The organism is Eggerthella sinensis (assembly GCF_003339815.1).
Classification (GTDB): domain Bacteria; phylum Actinomycetota; class Coriobacteriia; order Coriobacteriales; family Eggerthellaceae; genus Eggerthella; species Eggerthella sinensis.
In genome coordinates, this window is record NZ_PPTT01000031.1 from 1 (window position 1) to 17,878 (window position 17,878).

A 17,878-nucleotide genomic window follows, 5' to 3' on the forward strand; every position below is an offset into this window, starting at 1 on the left:
CCCCCCCCCATTGCGTTCGCGATGAGGGTCCATCCCCCTCCCTTTTTTTGCGCCCGCGATGGCGCTAAGGGATCAACCCGTCCTTCTGCGGGCGCAACCAGGGGCTTCCCCCCATGGCGCCCGCGAAGCGCAGGGAACCCGCACGTTCCCCTGCGGGCGCAAATAGGGGGGGGCGATGGCGTCAAGGGCACGACGGGGGGTCGGGCGTTCGCCCCGCTCCCTTTCTATTCTCCGGCGAACAGCTCGTAGCCTTCTTCGCTGACGAAGAAGCGGGCGGCTCTCGGTACGATGCGGGCTGAGAACGGCGTCATGAGGCGCGTGGCTTCGCCGTCGTACTGCACTTCCATGGGCGGGTCGGCCACGACGCGCACCTCGCGCGCGCGGTGAATCTCGAGGGCCCCCGTGCGGTCGGGGAATTCGCCGCCGCGGTCGAGCAGGCCGGCCAGCACGGCGGGGATCAGCTCGAAGGCCGTCTTCGCCTTGAGCACCACCACGTCGAACTCGCCGTCGCGCGGCGCGTTGTCGTGGGTCACCGTGATGTCGAACTGTATCTTCGAGAAGTTGACCAGCAGGATGCCCAACCCGTCGCTTTCCACCTGACGGCCGTCGAGGTCGATGGTGAAATGCGACTTCTGCGGCATCGGGTTGAAGACGGCGGCCGAAAGGTACGCCATGGGCCCGAACAGGCGCTTGCCCGCCTCGGCGCCGTGCATGATGGCCGCGTCGTAGCCTGCGCCCGCCATGATGCCGAAGCCGAACTTGCGGTCGGCCACCTCGATCTCGCCCAGGTCGAAATCGAGCGTGCGACCCTCCCGCACCATCTTCGCCAGCGCGTGGGGCTCCATGGGCGAGGCCAGGTTGAGGGCCAGCAGGTTCGCGGTGCCGGCGGGGAAGGGCAGGACGGGAACCTCGGTGTTCGCCAGCAGGTAGCTCACCGTGGCGACGGTGCCGTCGCCACCGCTCGCGATGACGGCGTCGAAGGACGCGGCGTCGTGCAAAAGCGCGCTCACGTCGGTGGTTCCGTCCGTCGAACGCAGGCACGCCTCGTCGCCGTCCTTGACGAACGCCCGCACGAAATCGTACACGGCGCCTTCTCCGAAGCCGGATGAGAGGTTGTTGATGACGAGCAGTTTCACAGATTCCCTTTCAGTTGCTATGATGGCATGGTACAACATGAGCAAGGAAACACAAAGTAAGGAACACCCGGTGTACATAGCAAACCAAGAAAACCTCGTGGCGTTCGTCGAGCGCGCCATGCATTCCAGCGTGCTCGCCATCGACACGGAGTTTCTGCGCGAGAAAACCTACTACGCGAAGCTGTGCTTGATTCAACTCGCAACCGACGACGAGACGGCCATCGTCGACCCCTTCGCAGTGGGCGATCTGCGCGTGCTGGCGCCCGTGCTGCGCAATGAAAACGTGATGAAGCTGTTCCATGCGGGCAACCAGGATCTCGAGATCCTGCTGCGCGAGGTGGGCGTGCTGCCGCGCCCGCTGTTCGACACGCAGGTGGCCGCCGCGCTTCTGGGGCACACGCAGCAGATCGGCTATGCGGCGCTCGTGCATGCCGAGTGCGGCGTGACGCTCAAGAAGATCGACTCCTTCACCGACTGGTCGCGGCGCCCGCTGTCCGACTCGCAGCTCGAGTACGCCGCCGACGACGTGGTGTACCTGCCGCGCATGTACGAGCGTATGCGGGCGCAGCTCGTGGAGCTCGGGCGACTCGCATGGCTCGACCGCGACTTCGAGGACATGGGCGACCCGAAGCGCTACGAGACGAACGAGCGCGAGCGCTACAAGCGCCTCAAGCGCGTTTCGCAGCTGTCGCGCCGCCAGCTGTCGGCGGCCCGCGAGGTGGCGGCCTGGCGCGAGCTGGAGGCCCAGCGACGCGACGTGCCCCGCAAGTGGGTGGTCACCGACGAGCAGATCGTGGAGGCGTGCAAGCGCGAGGCCCGCTCCATCGACGACCTGTTCATGGTGCGCGGCCTGTCCGACCGCCTGTCCACGAAGGACGCGCGCACGGTGGTGGCGCTCATCTCCGCGGCGGTGGACGCCTCGCCCGACTCGTGGCCCGAGCCCGACCGCTGCGGCAAGAACGAGCCGAACGTGGACGCGGAGCTCGACCTCATGTGCGCGCTCGTGCGCCTGCGCGCCAAGCAGAACGGCGTGGCGTTCCCCACGCTTGCCAGCCACGACGATCTGTCGCGCGTCGCGCGCGGCTATCGCGAGGGCGTCGATCTGCTGCGGGGGTGGCGACGCGCCCTCGTGGGCGAGGAGCTGCTCGAGCTTCTGGAAGGCAAGCTGAGCCTCAGCATCGACGGCACCGACCTCAAGGTGGAGCGCCGGGGCTGAGCGCGGGCGGCGCGCGTCCGCCGCAACGGTAACGGGACGGTGACGAGCGTTTGGTGATTTGACAGAGCTTGTCCCTGTGTTTTCGGGCGATTTGCCCATCCGGTATACTTGTCGAAGACAACGAAGCGCACGGCCGAACACGGCCGCGCGATACCCCTTTTGAAGGAGTGAAATACCCCATGTTCGGATTGAGTAGTGGATACCTGCTGCTGATCGTCGCGACGCTCGCCATCGGCGGCGTGGCAACCTGGTACGTGAACTCGCAGCTGAAGAAGTACACGCACGTGCCCATCTCCACCGGTCTCACCGGCGCCGAGGCTGCGCGCCGCATGCTTCGCTACTACGGCATCGGCGACGTGGAAGTGCGTCGCGGCGGCCCGGGCCAGGACTTCTTCGACCCGCGGTCGAACTCCGTCACGCTGTCGCCCGACGCCTTCGACGGCCGCTCCATCACGGCGACGGCCACCGCATGCCACGAAGTGGGCCATGCGTGCCAGTACGACCAGGGCTACGCGCCCATGAAGATCCGCGGGGCGCTCGTGCCCGTGGTGAACCTCGCGTCGAACGCGTGGATCTTCCTGCTGATGCTCGGCATCTTCATGCAGATCGCGCAGCTCACTACGCTCGCCATCATCATGTACGCCGCCGTGGTCATCTTCCAGCTGGTCACGCTGCCGGTGGAGTTCAACGCCTCGTCGCGCGCCATGGTCTACATGAACACGACGGGCCTGCCGCAGGCCGAGCAGACCGGCTCGTTCAACGTGCTGCGCGCCTGCGCCCTCACCTACGTGGCCGCGGCCCTCACCTCCATCCTGCAGCTCTTGTGGCTGCTCGGCCAGCGCCGGGACTAACGGCGCGCCATGGGGAACGGGGAGAAGGGCTCCGAAGCGCTGTCCGTGTCGGGCGCCATGGCGCTTGCGAAGGGCGCGCTTGAAGGCGTGACCGTGCGCCTGATGGGCGAGGTGTCCGAGGTGTCGAACAAGCCCGGCTACAAGGCCGTGTACTTCACCGTGAAGGACCCGAGCGCGGCGCTGCCGTGCATGATGTGGAACAACCGCTTCCAGGCGTCGGGCGTGCGCCTGGCCGTGGGTCAGCTCGTGGAGCTGACCGGGCGCTTCACGCTCTACGCGCCGAAGGGCCGCATGAACTTCGACGTGTTCTCCATCGCGCTCGCCGGCGAGGGCAACCTGCGCCTGCAGGTGGCGAACCTCGCCCGCAAGCTGGAGGCCGAGGGCCTCATGCGTCCCGAGCGCAAGCGTCCGCTGCCGGCGTATCCGGTGGCCATCGGCCTGGTCACCTCGCCGCGCGGCGCCGCCGTGCACGACGTGCTGCGCACGCTGCGCCGTCGCTTCCCCCTCGCGCGCGTGCTCGTGGCGGGTGTGGCGGTGGAGGGCGCGCAGGCGCCCGCGGGCATCGTCGAGGGCATGCGCGCCGTGGTGCGTGCGGGCGCCGAAGTGGTGCTCGTCGTGCGCGGCGGCGGCTCGTTCGAGGACCTCATGCCGTTCAACGACGAGGGTTTGGCCCGCATGATCGGGAAGTGCCCCGTGCCCGTGGTGACCGGCATCGGGCACGAGCCCGATACGTCCATCGCCGACATGGTGGCCGACGTGCGCGCCTCCACGCCGACGGCGGCGGCCGAGGCCGTGAGCCCGGCGCGCGAGAGCCTTGCGCGTCTGTTCGAGGCGCGGTGCGGCTCGCTGCGGGCCAGCATGGGACGCGCGCTCGACCGCGCGGGCGCCGAAGTGCGCCGTTGCGCCACGCGCCCGCTATTCTGCGATGCGCAGCTGCTGTACGCCACCGAGGCGCAGATGCTCGACATGGCCGCCGACCGCCTGTTCCGGGCGCTGCCGGCGAATCTCGCGCGCGACGAGGCGCTCGTGGAGCGACAGCGCGAGCGGCTCGCATGCGCGCTGCCGGCGAGCCTCGACCGCGATCGGGCGCGCCTCGAGCACGAACGGGAGCGCCTGGCCTCGTGCGGCGGCGCGCTCGTGCCGCGCTTCGGGCAGCAGGCGGCGCTCGCGGCGGCGCGCCTGCACGACCTGTCGCCCCTCGCCGTCATCGGCCGCGGCTACGCCATCGCGCGCACGCCCGAGGGCGCCGTGGTCAAAAGCGTGGACGCCGCGCCGCCCGGCTCGGCGGTGGACGTCACCGTGGCCGACGGCGTGCTGGCCTGCCGGGTGGAGCAGACGCGCCGCGTGGATACCGAAATCATCGAGTGGGAGGATGCATCATGATCGAGAACCCTGAATTGAAGCCCATCGAGGAGTTGACGTTTCGCGAGGCCATGGCCGAGCTCGACGGCATCGTGGGCGTGCTGGAAAGCAACTCGCTCGAGCTCGAGGACAGCCTGAAGAGCTACGAGCGCGGCGTTTCCCTGCTCGCGGCCCTGCAAGGCCGCCTCACGGAGGCGCAGCAGAAGGTGGACGTGCTCATGGGCGAGCTCGTGGCCGACGCCGACGACGGCGCGCGCGACACGAACCTGTCCTAGCGGGGAAAACCGGCGTTCGGGAAGCCGTTTCGAGAAGGAGAAGGATATGCGCAAGGAAGACTGCCTGTTCTGCAAGATCGTGGCGGGGGAGATCCCTTCGACGAAGGTGTACGAGGACGACCGCGTGCTCGCGTTCGAGGACGTGAACCCGCAGATGCCCGTGCACACGCTCATCGTGCCGAAGAACCATTACGACAACATCGGCGACGCCATCCCCGACGAGGAGCTGGGCTACCTGTTCAACACCGTGAAGAAGGTGGCGGACCTCAAGGGCATCGCCGAGAGCGGCTACCGCGTCATCGTGAACACGAACGACGATGCGCAGCAGTCGGTGCACCACATTCACGTGCACGTGCTGGGCGGCGCGCCCATGAACTCGGGCGACCCGTCGGCGAAGTAGCGTTTACCCTGTTGAGGAGCGTATTACGAGGCCGTTGCATCCCCTGGCGATGCGGCGGCCTCTTCCGTGTTTTCGGTGAGCGGCGCGCCGCTGGCCGATACTGAGGCCCGTTTGCATGCGGGCGTTGCCGCCCACGCCTAAAATAAGCGTTTTAGGAATACTGAAGGAGGCAGGTCGTTGAACGTACTAGTCATCAATGCGGGATCATCTTCCTTGAAGTACCAGCTGGTCAACGTCGAGCAGCAAGAGCTGCTGGCGAAGGGCATCTGCGAGCGCGTCGGTTCCGCCGAGGCGTTTCACAAGCACGGCCTCGATAAGAACGAGGAAGTCATCGACGCCAAAATGGCCGACCACGACGACGCCATGGCGCTCGTGCTCGACTCGCTGACGAGCGGCCCCGCGAAGGCCATCGACTCGCTCGATGAGATCGACGCCGTGGGACATCGCATCGTGCAGGGCGGCAAGTACTTCGACCGTTCCGTGCTCATCGACGCCGACGTCATCGAGAAGATCGACGAGCTGGCCGAGCTGGCCCCGCTGCACAACAAGGCCGCCCTCATGGGCATCAACGCGTGCCTGAAGCACATGCCGGAAACGCCCATGGTGGCCGTCTTCGACACGTCGTTCTTCCAGACGCTGCCCCCGAAGGCCTTCATGTACCCGCTGCCCTACGAGCTGTACGAGAAGTACGCCATCCGCAAGTACGGCGCGCACGGCACGTCGCATCGCTACATCTCCGAACGCGCCGCCGTCGTGCTCGACGAGCCGCTCGAAGACCTCAAGCTCATCACCTGCCATCTGGGCAACGGCTGCTCGATGTCGGCCATCGACCACGGCGTGGCCGTGGACACGTCCATGGGCCTCACCCCGCTCGACGGCCTCATGATGGGCACGCGCTGCGGCGCCGTGGACCCGGCCATCGTGCCGTTCATCATGGAGCACGAGAACCTGAGCGCCTCCGAGGTGAACGACCTCATGAACAAGAAGTCGGGCCTGCTGGGCATCTCCGGCATCTCGAACGACCTGCGCAGCGTCCGCGACGCCTCCGAGCAGGGCCACGAGCGCGCCATGCTGGCCTACGACATGTACTCGAACTCGGTGAAGAAGTACATCGGCCAGTACATCGCCGTCATGGGCGGCGTCGACGCCATCGTGCTCACCGCCGGCGTGGGCGAGAACTGCGAGAAGATGCGCCGCATGATCTTCACGGGCCTGCAGCCTCTCGGCATGATCCTCGACGAGGAGAAGAACCGCCAGCGCGGCTTCGAGCGCGAGATTTCCACCGAGAGCTCCCCGGTCAAGATCATCATCATCCCCACGAACGAGGAATACATGATCGCCCGCGACACCTACGAGATCCTCCACGAAAAAGTAGACGTTCCGCTGGTGTAAAGGGAAAAGAGAGAAGCCCCCGGCATGCCGGGGGCTTCTCTCTTTCGCTCCCTCTGGGGAGTCCCTTCCCGTTTTTTGCGCCTGGGAACGGCTCCGGGAGCCCCAAAAAAAGCGCCAGGCGCAACCAGGGAGTCTTCCCGGTTGCGCCCGGCGCACGATCACCAAATCCCCAGCGCGCCGTCAGGCGCAAAATGGGGGAGGGCGCCAGTTTACTCCGCGTTCTTCTTCGCTTGCGCTTGCACGCAGGTTATCGCGATCACGCCTACGATGTCGTCGGCGGTGCAGCCGCGGGAGAGGTCGTTCACGGGGGCGGCGATGCCCTGGGTGATGGGGCCGTAGGCTTCGGCCTTCGCGAGGCGCTGGACCAGCTTGTAGCCGATGTTGCCGGCGTCGAGGTCGGGGAAGATCAGCACGTTCGCGCGGCCGGCCACGGGGGAGTCGGGGGCCTTCGAGGCGCCGACGGAGCCCACGATGGCCGCGTCGAGCTGCAGCTCGCCGTCGAGCGCGAGCTCGGGCGCAAGCTCCTTGGCGATCTCGGTGGCCTCGACCACCTTGGCGGAGTCGTTGTTCTTCGCCGAGCCGTAGGACGAGTGCGACAGCAGCGCCACGGCGGCGTCGGTGCCCATGAGCGTCTTCCACGACTTCGCGGAGTTCACGGCGATGTGCGCGAGCTTCTCGGCGTCGGGCTGTACTTCCAGGCCGCAGTCCGAGAACAGGAACGTGCCCTGCTGCCCCAGGTCGCAGTCGGGTACCACCATGACGAAGAACGAGCTGACCAGCTTCACGCCCGGCGCGGTCTTGAGAATCTGCAGGCAGGGGCGCAGCACGTCGCCCGTGGCGTGGCACGCGCCGGCCACCATGCCGTCGGCGCCGCCCGTCTTCACCATCATCACGCCGAAGTACAGGACGTTGTCCATGAGCTCCTCGGCCTGCTCGGGCGTCATTCCCTTCGCCTTGCGCAGCTCGTAGAGCTGCGTTGCGAACCCGGCGCGCAAATCGGACGTGCGCGGGTCGATGACGCGCGCGCCGTCAAGCGCGTACGAGCTGGCTGCGATGGCGTCCGCGTCGCCCAGGATGACCAGGTCGGCGATGTCGTCGGCAAGGATGCGCTCGGCGGCGGCCAGCGTGCGCTCGTCGTCGCCCTCGGGCAGCACGATCGTCTGACGGTCCGCTTTGGCGCGGGCGAGCATCGTTTCCAGGAATGAACTCATCGGCTCGGTCCTTTCTAAACTTGTCGTTTTTCGGATACCTGTATGATAGTGCCCCGGCGGGGAGAAATCCCCTATATAATGCATTCTCGGTGCAGATGCGCATATTTTGGGCCGGAAAGGCCCTTTCAAACTACAGAAGAAAAAGAGGAAGGTTCCCCTATGGGCGTGCGGTACTGTGATTTCAGGGACATTGACCGAGGCGACTTCGACGCGGTGGTCGTGGGCAGCGGGTTCGCCGGCGGCGTCATGGCGCGCGAGCTGGCCGAGCGCGGCGGCAAGCGCGTCCTCGTCATCGAGAAGCGTTCCCACATCGGCGGCAACATGTACGACGAGGCCGACGAGGCGGGCATCCTCGTGCACCGTTACGGGCCCCATATCTTCCACACGAACGACGAGCGCGCCTTCGACTACGTGCGCCGCTTCACCGAGTGGCGCGACTACCAGCACGAGGTGCTGGCCGACTGGTACGGCACGTACATGCCGGTGCCATTCAACAAGAACTCCATGGAGATCGCCTTCGGCGAGGAGCGCGCCTCCGAGCTCATCGAGAAGCTCATCGCCACGTTCGGCGACGAGCGCAAGGTGACCATCACCGAGCTGCGCAGCCTCGACGACCCCGACCTCACCGAGGTCGCCGACTTCATCTACAAGAACGTGTTCCTCTACTACACGCAGAAGCAGTGGGGCCTCACGCCCGAGGAAGTGGACCCGAGCGTCACGGCGCGCGTGCCCGTGTTCCTGTCGCGCGACAACCGCTATTTCCAGGACGCCTTCCAGGGCATGCCGCTGCACGGCTACACCCCGCTGTTCGAGCGCATGCTCGACCACGAGAACATCGTCGTGTGCCTGGACACCGAGGCCGAGAACGTGTTCGAGCTGGAATTCGAGAGCGACGAGGAAAACGCGCCGCTGTCCGCCATCCTCATCAAGGACGCGCCGTTCACGGGCCCCATCATCTACACCGGCCCGCTCGACGAGCTGTTCCTGTCGCGCTTCGGCCGCCTGCCGTACCGCAGCCTCGACTTCGTGTACGAGACGCACGACGCCGAGCACGTGCTGCCTTGCGGCACGGTGAACTTCACGGTGACCGAGGACTACACGCGCATCACCGAGTTCAAGTACCTCACGGGGCAGGAAAGCGACAAGGCCACCATCATGAAGGAGTACAGCCACTCCTACGACGACCCGAAGAAGCAGACGCCGTACTACGCCATCATCAACGACGAGAACGCCGCGCACTACGAGCGCTACCGCGCGCTCACCACGTCGCTCGAGAACTTCCATCCGCTCGGGCGTTTGGCCGAGTACCGCTACTACAACATGGACGTCATCATCGGCCGCGCGCTGGCGCTCGCCGACGAGCTGGTGGGGTAGCATCATGAAGACCATCTCATTCGCCGTGCCATGCTTCAACTCGGCGGCGTACATGGACAACTGCATCGAGTCCATCCTCAAGTGCGGCGACGATATCGAGATCCTCATCGTCGACGACGGTTCCACGAAGGACGACACGGCGGCGAAGGCCGATGCCTGGCAGGAGCGCCACCCCGACCTCATCCGCGCCATCCACAAGGAGAACGGCGGGCACGGCTCGGCGGTGAACACGGGCCTGGCCAACGCGACGGGCCGCTACTTCAAGGTGGTGGACTCCGACGACTGGCTCGACGAGCACGCCATGGCCGAGATCATGGCCTACCTGCGCCGTCAGGCCGAGCTGCCGCATCCCACCGATCTCGTCATCGGCAACTACGTGTACGAGAAGGTGCACGAAGGCTCGCGCACCATCATGCACTACCGCAACGTGTTCCCCGAGGGCCGCGAGTTCGGCTGGGAGGACGTGGGCCACTTCGGGCAGAGCCAGTACCTGCTCATGCACTCGGTGATCTACCGCACCGACCTGCTGCGCGACATGGGCCTCAAGCTGCCGGAGCACTGCTTCTACGTGGACAACATCTTCGTGTACGTGCCGCTGCCGCACGTGAAGACCATCTACTACCGCGACGTGGACATGTACCGCTACTTCATCGGCCGCGAAGACCAGAGCGTCAACGAGAACGTCATGATGGGCCGCATCGACCAGCAGCTGCGCGTCACGCGCCAGATGATCGACGCGGTGCGCCTGCCCGACGACGTGTCCGAGCGGCGCCTCGAGCGCTACATGGAGAACTACCTGTCCATGATGATGTGCATCTGCTCCATCTTCCTGCGCATGATCGACACCGACGAGGCCGAGGACAAGCGCGAGGCCATCTGGGACTACCTCAAAGAGCACAACCCCGATGCCTACCGCCCCATCCGCCGCAGCACGCTCAACATGGGCACGAACCTGCCCACGAGCTTCGGTCGCCGCATCGGCATCACCGGCTACCGCATGGCCCAGAAGATCTTCAAGTTCAACTAGCGCGCGGGACGGATTCCGCCCCGAACGTAAGCGCCGCCGGATGATCCGGCGGCGCTTTTGCGTTCCGGCGCTCCTGCGCCTCTACGCGCCCAGTCCGGCGGCTACGGCGGCCAGGGCCACCAGCACGCCGACGATGGACTCGCCGCCCAGCAGGCCGGACGACACGATGAGGCCCGTCTCGCCCTGCGCCTTCTCCTTCTCGGCCGCCGCTTCGGGCGCGAGCTTCGCGCGGCGGCGCTTGCACACGGCGTCGTAGACCACCTTCGCCATGGCGCCGAGGAAGGCGGTGAACGACATGTAGAAGGGCAGGTAGATGCCCAAGCCCAGCATCATGGCGGGGAAGTTCAGCAGGTAGAGGCCGAAGCCGAGCGCCAGTCCCAGCGCGAAGGCAGGGATGGATGGGATGCCGGACACCATGGTGGCCACGACGGAGGCCTGCGCCGAGACGAACGAGGCCGTCGGTCCGAACGACTCGGGGCCGTAGGCGCTCACGAGGACGGCCATGACCGCCACGGCCACCACCGCGCCGATGACGGCGCCGATGGCCTGGCCGATCCACTGCGCTTTCGGGCTCGTGCCCAGCACGTGGCCGGCGTGGAAGTCGTTCATCACGTCGCCGGCGAGGCCGCACGCCACGGCCACGATGCCGGCCACGAAGAACAGCTGCACTTGCGGCAGGCTGGACACGGCGGCCACGGCCAGCAGCACGATGAGGCCGAAGATCTCCATGGGGTCGATGCCCGTCTGCCCCACGCTCTGCGCGCTCATGGCCGTGGCCACCCACGCGAGCGCCACCACGATGACGGCCGGCATGGGCCCCAGCTGCAGGCCGAAGCAGATGAGCAGCGCCACGGCGGCCACGGCGCATGCCGCGAGGCCGGCGGAGAGGCGCAGGCGGCTGCGCTTGGCGCCCTTCGGCTGCGCAGGCGCGTCGCCGTCGGCCGTGGCCGCGCCGAACGTCACCGCGCCGCGCGTGTCCTTGAGCATGCGGAACGCCTTCGGCAGGATGTTCTTGAAGATGACGCCCAAGCCCGCGCCCATCATGACGCCCATGCCGAGGCTCGACACGATGCCCTGACCGGCGGCGATGTCCCACAGCCCCGCGGCGGAGCCGCCTGCGATGATGCCGAAGTTCGCCAGCACCGCGCCCGCGAACCAGACGACGACGGCGCCCGTGCCCACGAGGAAGCCCACGGCCAGCAGCATGGGGGAGTTGTAGATGCCGAACGCGACGCCGGGGATGCTCACGTTGCCCAGCAGCATGGCCGGGATGAGCCCCAAGCCGTCGCGCAGGGCCGTGTAGATGCCGGCGAGGCCCATGGAGCCGAACAGCTTCCATCCGGTCTTGCCGCCCTTGTCGCCCGCGATGAGCGTCTGCGCGGCCGCTTCGCCGATGGGGTACTCCAGCTCGGCGTCTTCGATGAAGTGGCGGCGCAGAAGCACGGTGCACACGAGGCCGAGGATGACGCCCGACAGCGCCACGAGCAGCATCTCGTACCAGCCCACCTCGTCGGCGTATCCGAGCATCCAGATGCCGGGAATGGTGAACGCCAAACCGCCCGCCACCATGGCGCCCGCGCTCATGACGGTGTGCGTGACGTTGGCTTCGTTGAGGCTGGCCTTGCCGTGCCCGAGGGCTTTGAGGAAGAACAGCGAGATGATGGCCGCGAATACGATGGGCCAGGGGAGCGCCCCCATCTTGAGGGCGGTGTACACCGACGCAGCGGTGATGATGGCGCAACCGACGCAGCCTATGATAATGCCGCGCAGCGTCAGCTGCCCTTTGAGCGTGTCCATGTCTTCTCCTTTTCGTATATCCGCTTCCCCTCTCGTTCGGGAAGTCGGGTTACTGAACGGACGAGTACAGTATACTGGACGAAAACGGCGGAAAACATCGCTAAATTCGCATGAATGTGGCAAGAATCGCAGGAAAGGCAGGCGGCAATGGGCAACGGACGGGAAGCAGCGCGCACGGTGCTGTGCGTGGACGTGGGGAACTCGGACACGAACCTGGGGCTGTTCGTCGACGGCGATCTGGCGGCCACCTGGTCGGTGACCACCACGCCGCGCATGACGGCCGATGAGGCGCGCCTGCGCATGGCCGGCCTGTTCGACCTGCTCGCACGCGAGGGCGGCCCCGTATCCTGCGACGATGCCGTGGTGGCGTCGGTGGTGCCCGACCTCACCGACGCGTGGGTGTCGGCGCTGCGGTCGCTCACCGGGCGGCGTCCGCTCGTGGTGGGGCCGGGGGTGAAGACGGGCGTGAAGATGCGCTACAACGATCCCGGCGAGTTGGGCGCCGACCGCGTGGCCGACCTCGTGGCCGCGCGCGCGACCTACGAGGCGCCCTTCGTCGTGGTGGACCTCGGCACGACGACGAACTTCGAGGTGGTGGACCGCGACGGCGCATTCACGGGCGGCATCATCGCGCCGGGCGTGAAGCTGTCGGCGAAGGCGCTCGCGGATGCGGCGGCGCAGCTGGCGATGATCGACCTCAAGGCGCCCGCGTCGGTGGTGGGCAAGAACACGCGCGAGGCCATGCAGGCGGGCCTCGTCATGGGCGAGGTGGCGCTCATCGACGGCCTCATCGACATGGTGTGGCGCGAGCTAGGCTACGAGACCGACGTCATCGCCACGGGGTCGGACGCGGTCGCCTTCGCCGCGCTGTCGCAGCGCATCGGACGCACCGACGAGCACCTCACGCTCCGGGGCCTCAGCATGCTCCACGCGCTCAACCGGCGCTAGAGGAGCGCGGCGTGCGGGGCGAAGCGCCCCCGTTTTGCGCGCCCCGTACTTATGTAGAAATTAGCCATGGTTTACAAATTCGCCTTATTCGCGTATCATTTCACCTTTGTTAGATTAGGGAAACTATCGGGTGGAAGGAAACGCGCCATGACGAACGAGAGGGACAAGCGCGCAGGTCGCGGCGTGCGCGCGCTGTGGGCGGTGGGCGGCTTCGCCTGCTTCGGGCTGGGCGCGCTGGGAGCCGTGCTGCCCATCCTGCCGACGGTGCCGTTTCTGCTGGCCGCGGCGTTCTGCTTCGCTCGCAGCTCCGAGCGTCTCGACGTGTGGTTCCACGGCACGAAGCTCTACCGCACCGTGCTCGAAGGGTTCGCGAAGAAGCGCGCGATGACCGTGAAGGCGAAGCTCATGCTGCTCGGCCCGATCACGCTCGTGCTGGGCCTGTCGTTCGTCCTCATGGCGAACGTGCCGGTGGGTCGCATCGTCGTGGCCGCCGTGTGGATCGCGCACATCGTGTACTTCGGCTTCGTGGTGAAGACCGACCGCGCGGCAACCGGCGCTCCGGCTCCGCAGCGCACCCGCGAGATCGAGCGCAACCCCGAGCGGATGGAGGGCTAGGGGATGTTCAGCAAACGTCTGGCGGGCATGGTGCCCGCGGCGCGCAAGTACGTGGTGGCAAGCGTCGTGCTGCAATGGGTGGCGCTCGTGGCGAACATCGGCCTCATGCTGCTCATCGGCCTGTTCGTGCAAGCGCTCATCGAGGGCGGCAACGTGGCCGACGTGCAGTTCAACCTCGCGACGGCAGCCGTGGCGGCCATCGCCGTGCGCGTGGCGTGCCTGACGCTTGCGCAGCGCATGGGGCAGGCTGCTGCCGCGGCGGCGAAGCGCACCGTGCGCAAGCGTGTGTACGACAAGCTCGTGCGCCTCGGGCCCTCGTATTCGGAACGCGTGGCTACGAGCGAGGCCGTGCAGGTGAGCGTCGAGGGCACCGAGCAGCTGGAAAGCTACTTCGGCTCGTATATGCCGCAGCTGTTCTACTCCGTGCTCGCGCCCGTCACGCTGTTCGCCTGCCTCGCGCCGCTGTGCCTGCCGGCCGCCGTGGCGCTGTTGGCTTGCGTGCCGCTCATCCCCGCGTCCATCGTGGCCGTGCAGAAGATCGCGAAGCGCGCCATGGGCACGTACTGGGGCGCCTACACCGACCTGGGCGCGGCGTTCCTCGAGAACCTCCAGGGGCTCACCACGCTCAAGATCTACCGTGCCGACGAGGCGCGGCATCGTGCGATGAACCGCGATGCCGAGACGTTTCGCCAGGCCACGATGCGCCTGTTGCGCATGCAGCTCAACTCCGTGACCGTGATGGACGTGTTCGCCTACGGCGGCGCGGCCGTGGGCATCATCATGGCGCTCTGGCAGTTCTCGATCGGGCAGGTGCCGTTCTTCGCCGCCTTCGCCGTGGTGTTCCTCGCGGCCGAGTTCTTCATCCCGCTGCGCACGCTCGGGTCGTTCTTCCACACGGCCATGAACGGCATGGCGGCGGCCGAGAAGATGTTCGCCATCTTGGACACGCCCGAACCTGAGCGCGGCTCGCGCGTCATCGAGCCCGACCGCGCGTCGTTCGCGTGCCGCGGCGTGGGGTACTCCTACGACGGCGAGCGCACCGTGCTCGAAGCGGTGGACTTCGACGCGCCCGTCGGCTCGTTCACGGGCATCGTGGGCGAGAGCGGGTCGGGCAAGTCCACGCTGGCCGGCATCCTGTCGGGTCGCAACGCCGGGTTCTCGGGGTCGGTGGACGTGGGCGGCGTGCCGCTCGCGCAGGCGTCGCGCGCGGCGCTGGCCAGCACCGTCACCACCGTGCCGTACGCGAGCTACCTGTTCAAGGGCAGCGTGCGCTCGAACCTGCTCCTGGCCGACCCGCAGGCGAGCGACGAGGAGCTGTGGAACGCGCTCGCGCGCTGTCGCGTGGACGGGTTCGTGCGCGCGGCGGGCGGCTTGGACGCGGAGATAACCGAGGAGGGCGGCAACCTGTCGGGCGGTCAGCGGCAGCGCCTTGCGCTCGCTCGCGCGCTCTTGCACGACACGCCGGTGTACGTGTTCGACGAGGCGACGTCGAACGTCGACGCCGAGAGCGAGCGCGCCATCATCGAGGCCATCCACGAGCTGGCGCGCACGAAAACCGTGATCATGATCTCGCATCGCCTGGCCGCTGTGGCCGATGCCGACCGCATCTACGTGCTGGACGACGGACGCGTGGTGGAAGCGGGGCCGCATGCCGACCTGCTCGCGCAGGACGGTGCGTACGCGCGCCTGTGGAACCAGCAGGTGGAGCTCGAGCGGTTCGCGGGCGCGGTCGACGTAGGCGAGCCTGAGGACGAGGAGGGGGCGTCCGTCGCCGGGGAGCCGGCGGCTTCCGCGACCGGGGCGGCGCGCTGCCCCGATTGCCCCGTCGCTCACGAGGCGGGCGAGGACGAAGCGGCGCCGGCGCGCCCGCGTCGCTCGCATGCTTCGGTGATGCTGCAGCTTGTGAAGCTCGTGCGGCCGCTTGCGCCCTGGATGGTGCTGGCCATCGTGCTCGGCGTGGCCGGCTTCGCGGCGGCCATCTTCCTCACGGTGTTCGGCACCTACGCGCTCGTCGACCTGGCGGGCTACCCGCAGGCGGTGGGGTACGGCGCGGCGTTGGTGCTCGTGGCCGTGTGCGGCGTGGTGCGCGGGCCGCTGCGCTACGGCGAGCAGCTGTGCAACCACTACCTGGCGTTCAAGCTGCTCGCGCTCGTGCGCGACCGGGTGTTCGCGGCGTTACGGCGCTTGGCGCCCGCGAAGCTCGAGGGGCGCGACAAGGGCGACCTCGTGTCGCTCGTCACGAGCGACATCGAGCTTTTGGAGGTGTTCTACGCGCACACGCTGTCGCCGGCGATCATCGCGCTCATCGTGTCGCTGGGCATGACGGCGTTCGTGGCGGCCATCTCGCCGCTGCTGGGGCTGCTGGCGTTCGTCTCCTACGTGCTCGTGGGCGTGGTGGTGCCGTTTGCGGCGTCGAAGGCGAGCGGGTCGGGCGGTCGCGAGCTGCGCGAGGGCATCGGCTCCATGAACGCGTTCGTGCTCGACAGCCTGCGCGGCCTGCGCGAGACGCTGCAGTTCGGGCGCGCGGCCGATCGCTCGCGCGAGCTCGATGACCGCATGGACGAGCTGGCGCGGGCGGAAGAGCGCCTCAAGGGGCGCGGCGCGCTGGCGATGTCGCTGACGAACGGCCTCGTGCTGGCGCTCGACGTGATCATGGTGCTGGCGTCCGGCGCGCTGTGCCTTGCGGGCGCGATCGGCCCGGACGCGGCGCTCGTGGCTTCGGCTGCGCTCATGTCGTCGTTCGGCCCGGTCATCGCAGTGGCGAACCTGGGCTCCACGCTGCAGCAGACGCTCGCTTCGGGTGCGCGCGTGCTCGAGCTCATCGACGAGCGCCCGCAGACCGAGGAGGTTGACGACGGCGTTGACCTCGAGGCCTTCACGGGCGCGGCCGTGCGGCGCGTGGACTTCTCGTACGACGGGCATCCCGTGCTCGACGACGTGGACCTGCGCATCGAGCCGGGCAGCGTCGTGCATCTGGCCGGTCGCAGCGGGTCGGGCAAGTCGACGCTGTGCAAGCTGCTCATGCGCTTCTGGGACGCCACGCGCGGCGTGGTGGAGATCTCGGGCACCGACGTGCGCCGTGTGAACACGGCGAGCCTGCGCGCGGTGGAGGGCTATATGACGCAGGAGACGCACCTGTTCGCCGGCACCATCGCCGAGAACATCCTCATCGCGAAGCCGGACGCCACGCCCGACGAGCTGGCCGAAGCCTGCCGCAAGGCAGCGCTGTCGGGCCTTGTGGAGCGGTTGGGGAAGGGCCTCGACACGCCGGTGGGCGAGTTGGGCGAGACGCTGTCGGGCGGCGAGCGCCAGCGCATCGGCTTCGCACGCGTGTTCTTGCACGACGCGCCGTTCGTGCTGCTCGACGAGCCCACGTCGAACCTCGACAGCCTCAACGAAGCCGCCGTGCTGCGCGCCCTCGCCGAAGGCCGCACGGGAAAGACCATCGTGCTGGTAAGCCACCGAGCCTCGACCGCCGCCATAGCAGACGTGAAGTACCAGGTGGACAGGGGGAGAGTGAGCTAGGGAGCTTTCCCTTTCCATGCGTCCGGCGGGGGCTTGCCGGTTAAAACCCGCCTTGCCGGACGCAACCAGCAAGCCTCCCAGGTTGCGCATGGCGCAAGCGGCATCAATCCCCGGCGGTCCCCCATGCGCAAGAAGAGGAGAAGGGCAGTCCCCCATACGCAACCTGGGGGCTACCACCCCTTCTCTGCCAGCACTGCTCCCTCGAGGGTTTTCAGCTTGAACGCGTTGTTCTCGTACACGGCGTAGCTGGCGGTGCCGTCTTTGGGGATGGACGTGCTTCCGGGGTTGACGTAGAGCACGCCTTCGCGGTTGTCGAGGGTTTTCACGTGCGTGTGGCCGGACAGGAAGGCGCTGCCGGGGGCGAGGCGCGGCGGGTCGCCGAGGTGGCCGTGGGCGAGGTAGAGCTCGTGGCCGTCGACCTCGACGAGGGCGTAGTCGGCCATGCAGGGGAAGTCGAGCACCATCTGGTCCACTTCGGCGTCGCAGTTGCCGCGCACGGCCACGATGCGCTCGGCCAGGCCGTTGAGCACGGCGATCACCTCTTTGGGCGCGTAGCCTGCGGGCAGGTCGTTGCGCGGGCCGTGGTACAGCAGGTCGCCCAACAGCACGATGCGGTCGGGCGCCTCGGCCTCGATGTGCGCGGCAAGCGCGTGCACGGCGGGAGCCGCGCCGTGCAGGTCGGATGCGATGAGCAGCTTCACGGGCATTCCTTTCTTCGAAGTTCTGCCAGTGTAGCGCAACCCTCCGCG

Annotated in this window: 15 protein-coding genes; 11 read left to right on the forward strand and 4 right to left on the reverse strand. The window is 67.5% G+C overall.

The features are described from left to right. Window positions 1-224: 224 nt before the first annotated feature. Window positions 225-1,136: a diacylglycerol/lipid kinase family protein gene (locus C1876_RS14395; protein ID WP_114547420.1), complete on the reverse strand. Its 912-nt coding sequence runs from the start codon at window positions 1,134-1,136 to the stop codon at window positions 225-227. Window positions 1,137-1,206: 70 nt separating this feature from the next. Here C1876_RS14395 and rnd point away from each other — a divergent pair, with 70 nt between their 5' ends. The 6 genes from rnd to C1876_RS14425 all read left to right on the forward strand — a co-directional run bounded on the left by rnd (window position 1,207) and on the right by C1876_RS14425 (window position 6,632). Then, the gene (gene rnd, locus C1876_RS14400; protein WP_114547421.1) at window positions 1,207-2,352 is read left to right on the forward strand and encodes a ribonuclease D; all 1,146 of its coding nucleotides are present in this window, start codon (window positions 1,207-1,209) and stop codon (window positions 2,350-2,352) included. Between the two features lie 179 nt (window positions 2,353-2,531). Further along, entirely contained in the window at window positions 2,532-3,203 is a 672-nt protein-coding gene (locus tag C1876_RS14405) for a zinc metallopeptidase (protein ID WP_114547422.1), read from the forward strand. A gap of 9 nt (window positions 3,204-3,212) precedes the next feature. Further along, window positions 3,213-4,586 (forward strand): exodeoxyribonuclease VII large subunit, encoded by a 1,374-nt coding sequence (gene xseA, locus C1876_RS14410; RefSeq protein WP_114547423.1) that lies wholly within the window; start codon window positions 3,213-3,215, stop codon window positions 4,584-4,586. Further along, window positions 4,583-4,840 carry an exodeoxyribonuclease VII small subunit gene (gene xseB / locus C1876_RS14415; RefSeq protein WP_114547424.1) on the forward strand — a complete coding sequence of 86 codons (258 nt, stop codon included), beginning with the start codon at window positions 4,583-4,585 and terminating at the stop codon, window positions 4,838-4,840. Before xseA ends, xseB begins: the two co-directional genes overlap by 4 nt. Before the next feature lie 46 nt (window positions 4,841-4,886). After that, window positions 4,887-5,240: a histidine triad nucleotide-binding protein gene (locus tag C1876_RS14420; RefSeq protein ID WP_114547425.1), complete on the forward strand. Its 354-nt coding sequence runs from the start codon at window positions 4,887-4,889 to the stop codon at window positions 5,238-5,240. A gap of 177 nt (window positions 5,241-5,417) precedes the next feature. Continuing rightward, window positions 5,418-6,632, forward strand: a complete 1,215-nt coding sequence (locus C1876_RS14425; protein ID WP_114547426.1) for an acetate/propionate family kinase — start codon at window positions 5,418-5,420, stop codon at window positions 6,630-6,632. A gap of 209 nt (window positions 6,633-6,841) precedes the next feature. On the opposite strand, the gene pta is transcribed toward C1876_RS14425, so the two are convergent. Further along, on the reverse strand, window positions 6,842-7,843 hold the full coding sequence (gene pta / locus C1876_RS14430; RefSeq protein WP_114547427.1) for a phosphate acetyltransferase: 1,002 nt from the start codon (window positions 7,841-7,843) through the stop codon (window positions 6,842-6,844). Between the two features lie 159 nt (window positions 7,844-8,002). On the opposite strand from pta, the gene glf reads away from it, so the two are divergent. Together glf and C1876_RS14440 are read left to right on the forward strand one after the other, a co-directional pair. Beyond that, on the forward strand, window positions 8,003-9,217 hold the full coding sequence (glf, locus tag C1876_RS14435; protein WP_114547428.1) for a UDP-galactopyranose mutase: 1,215 nt from the start codon (window positions 8,003-8,005) through the stop codon (window positions 9,215-9,217). Window positions 9,218-9,221: 4 nt separating this feature from the next. Continuing rightward, window positions 9,222-10,244: a glycosyltransferase family 2 protein gene (locus C1876_RS14440; RefSeq protein WP_114547429.1), complete on the forward strand. Its 1,023-nt coding sequence runs from the start codon at window positions 9,222-9,224 to the stop codon at window positions 10,242-10,244. Window positions 10,245-10,325: 81 nt separating this feature from the next. On the opposite strand, the gene C1876_RS14445 is transcribed toward C1876_RS14440, so the two are convergent. Beyond that, the gene (locus C1876_RS14445; protein ID WP_114547430.1) at window positions 10,326-12,041 is read right to left on the reverse strand and encodes an OPT/YSL family transporter; all 1,716 of its coding nucleotides are present in this window, start codon (window positions 12,039-12,041) and stop codon (window positions 10,326-10,328) included. Between the two features lie 147 nt (window positions 12,042-12,188). Here C1876_RS14445 and C1876_RS14450 point away from each other — a divergent pair, with 147 nt between their 5' ends. The 3 genes from C1876_RS14450 to cydC all read left to right on the forward strand — a co-directional run bounded on the left by C1876_RS14450 (window position 12,189) and on the right by cydC (window position 17,129). Further along, window positions 12,189-12,989 (forward strand): type III pantothenate kinase, encoded by an 801-nt coding sequence (locus C1876_RS14450; RefSeq protein WP_114547431.1) that lies wholly within the window; start codon window positions 12,189-12,191, stop codon window positions 12,987-12,989. 147 nt (window positions 12,990-13,136) lie between these two features. After that, entirely contained in the window at window positions 13,137-13,604 is a 468-nt protein-coding gene (locus C1876_RS14455) for a YbaN family protein (RefSeq protein WP_114547432.1), read from the forward strand. Window positions 13,605-13,607: 3 nt separating this feature from the next. Further along, window positions 13,608-17,129, forward strand: coding sequence for a thiol reductant ABC exporter subunit CydC (cydC, locus tag C1876_RS14460; protein ID WP_114547433.1), 3,522 nt, complete (start codon window positions 13,608-13,610; stop codon window positions 17,127-17,129). Between the two features lie 170 nt (window positions 17,130-17,299). Here cydC and yfcE read toward each other — a convergent pair whose 3' ends face one another. Next, a complete protein-coding gene (yfcE, locus tag C1876_RS14465; RefSeq protein WP_114547434.1) occupies window positions 17,300-17,830 on the reverse strand; it encodes a phosphodiesterase in 531 nt (176 codons plus the stop codon). Between the last annotated feature and the right edge of the window lie 48 nt (window positions 17,831-17,878).

Excerpts from the sequence above, each read along its gene's own strand:
- cydC (WP_114547433.1), top strand. The coding sequence starts at position 13,608 with ATGTTCAGCAAACGTCTGGCGGGCATGGTGCCCGCGGCGCGCAAGTAC.
- xseA (WP_114547423.1), top strand. The coding sequence starts at position 3,213 with ATGGGGAACGGGGAGAAGGGCTCCGAAGCGCTGTCCGTGTCGGGCGCC.
- glf (WP_114547428.1), top strand. The coding sequence starts at position 8,003 with ATGGGCGTGCGGTACTGTGATTTCAGGGACATTGACCGAGGCGACTTC.
- C1876_RS14445 (WP_114547430.1), bottom strand. The coding sequence starts at position 12,041 with ATGGACACGCTCAAAGGGCAGCTGACGCTGCGCGGCATTATCATAGGC.
- C1876_RS14405 (WP_114547422.1), top strand. The coding sequence starts at position 2,532 with ATGTTCGGATTGAGTAGTGGATACCTGCTGCTGATCGTCGCGACGCTC.
- C1876_RS14440 (WP_114547429.1), top strand. The coding sequence starts at position 9,222 with ATGAAGACCATCTCATTCGCCGTGCCATGCTTCAACTCGGCGGCGTAC.
- C1876_RS14450 (WP_114547431.1), top strand. The coding sequence starts at position 12,189 with ATGGGCAACGGACGGGAAGCAGCGCGCACGGTGCTGTGCGTGGACGTG.
- C1876_RS14420 (WP_114547425.1), top strand. The coding sequence starts at position 4,887 with ATGCGCAAGGAAGACTGCCTGTTCTGCAAGATCGTGGCGGGGGAGATC.
- xseB (WP_114547424.1), top strand. The coding sequence starts at position 4,583 with ATGATCGAGAACCCTGAATTGAAGCCCATCGAGGAGTTGACGTTTCGC.
- C1876_RS14455 (WP_114547432.1), top strand. The coding sequence starts at position 13,137 with ATGACGAACGAGAGGGACAAGCGCGCAGGTCGCGGCGTGCGCGCGCTG.
- pta (WP_114547427.1), bottom strand. The coding sequence starts at position 7,843 with ATGAGTTCATTCCTGGAAACGATGCTCGCCCGCGCCAAAGCGGACCGT.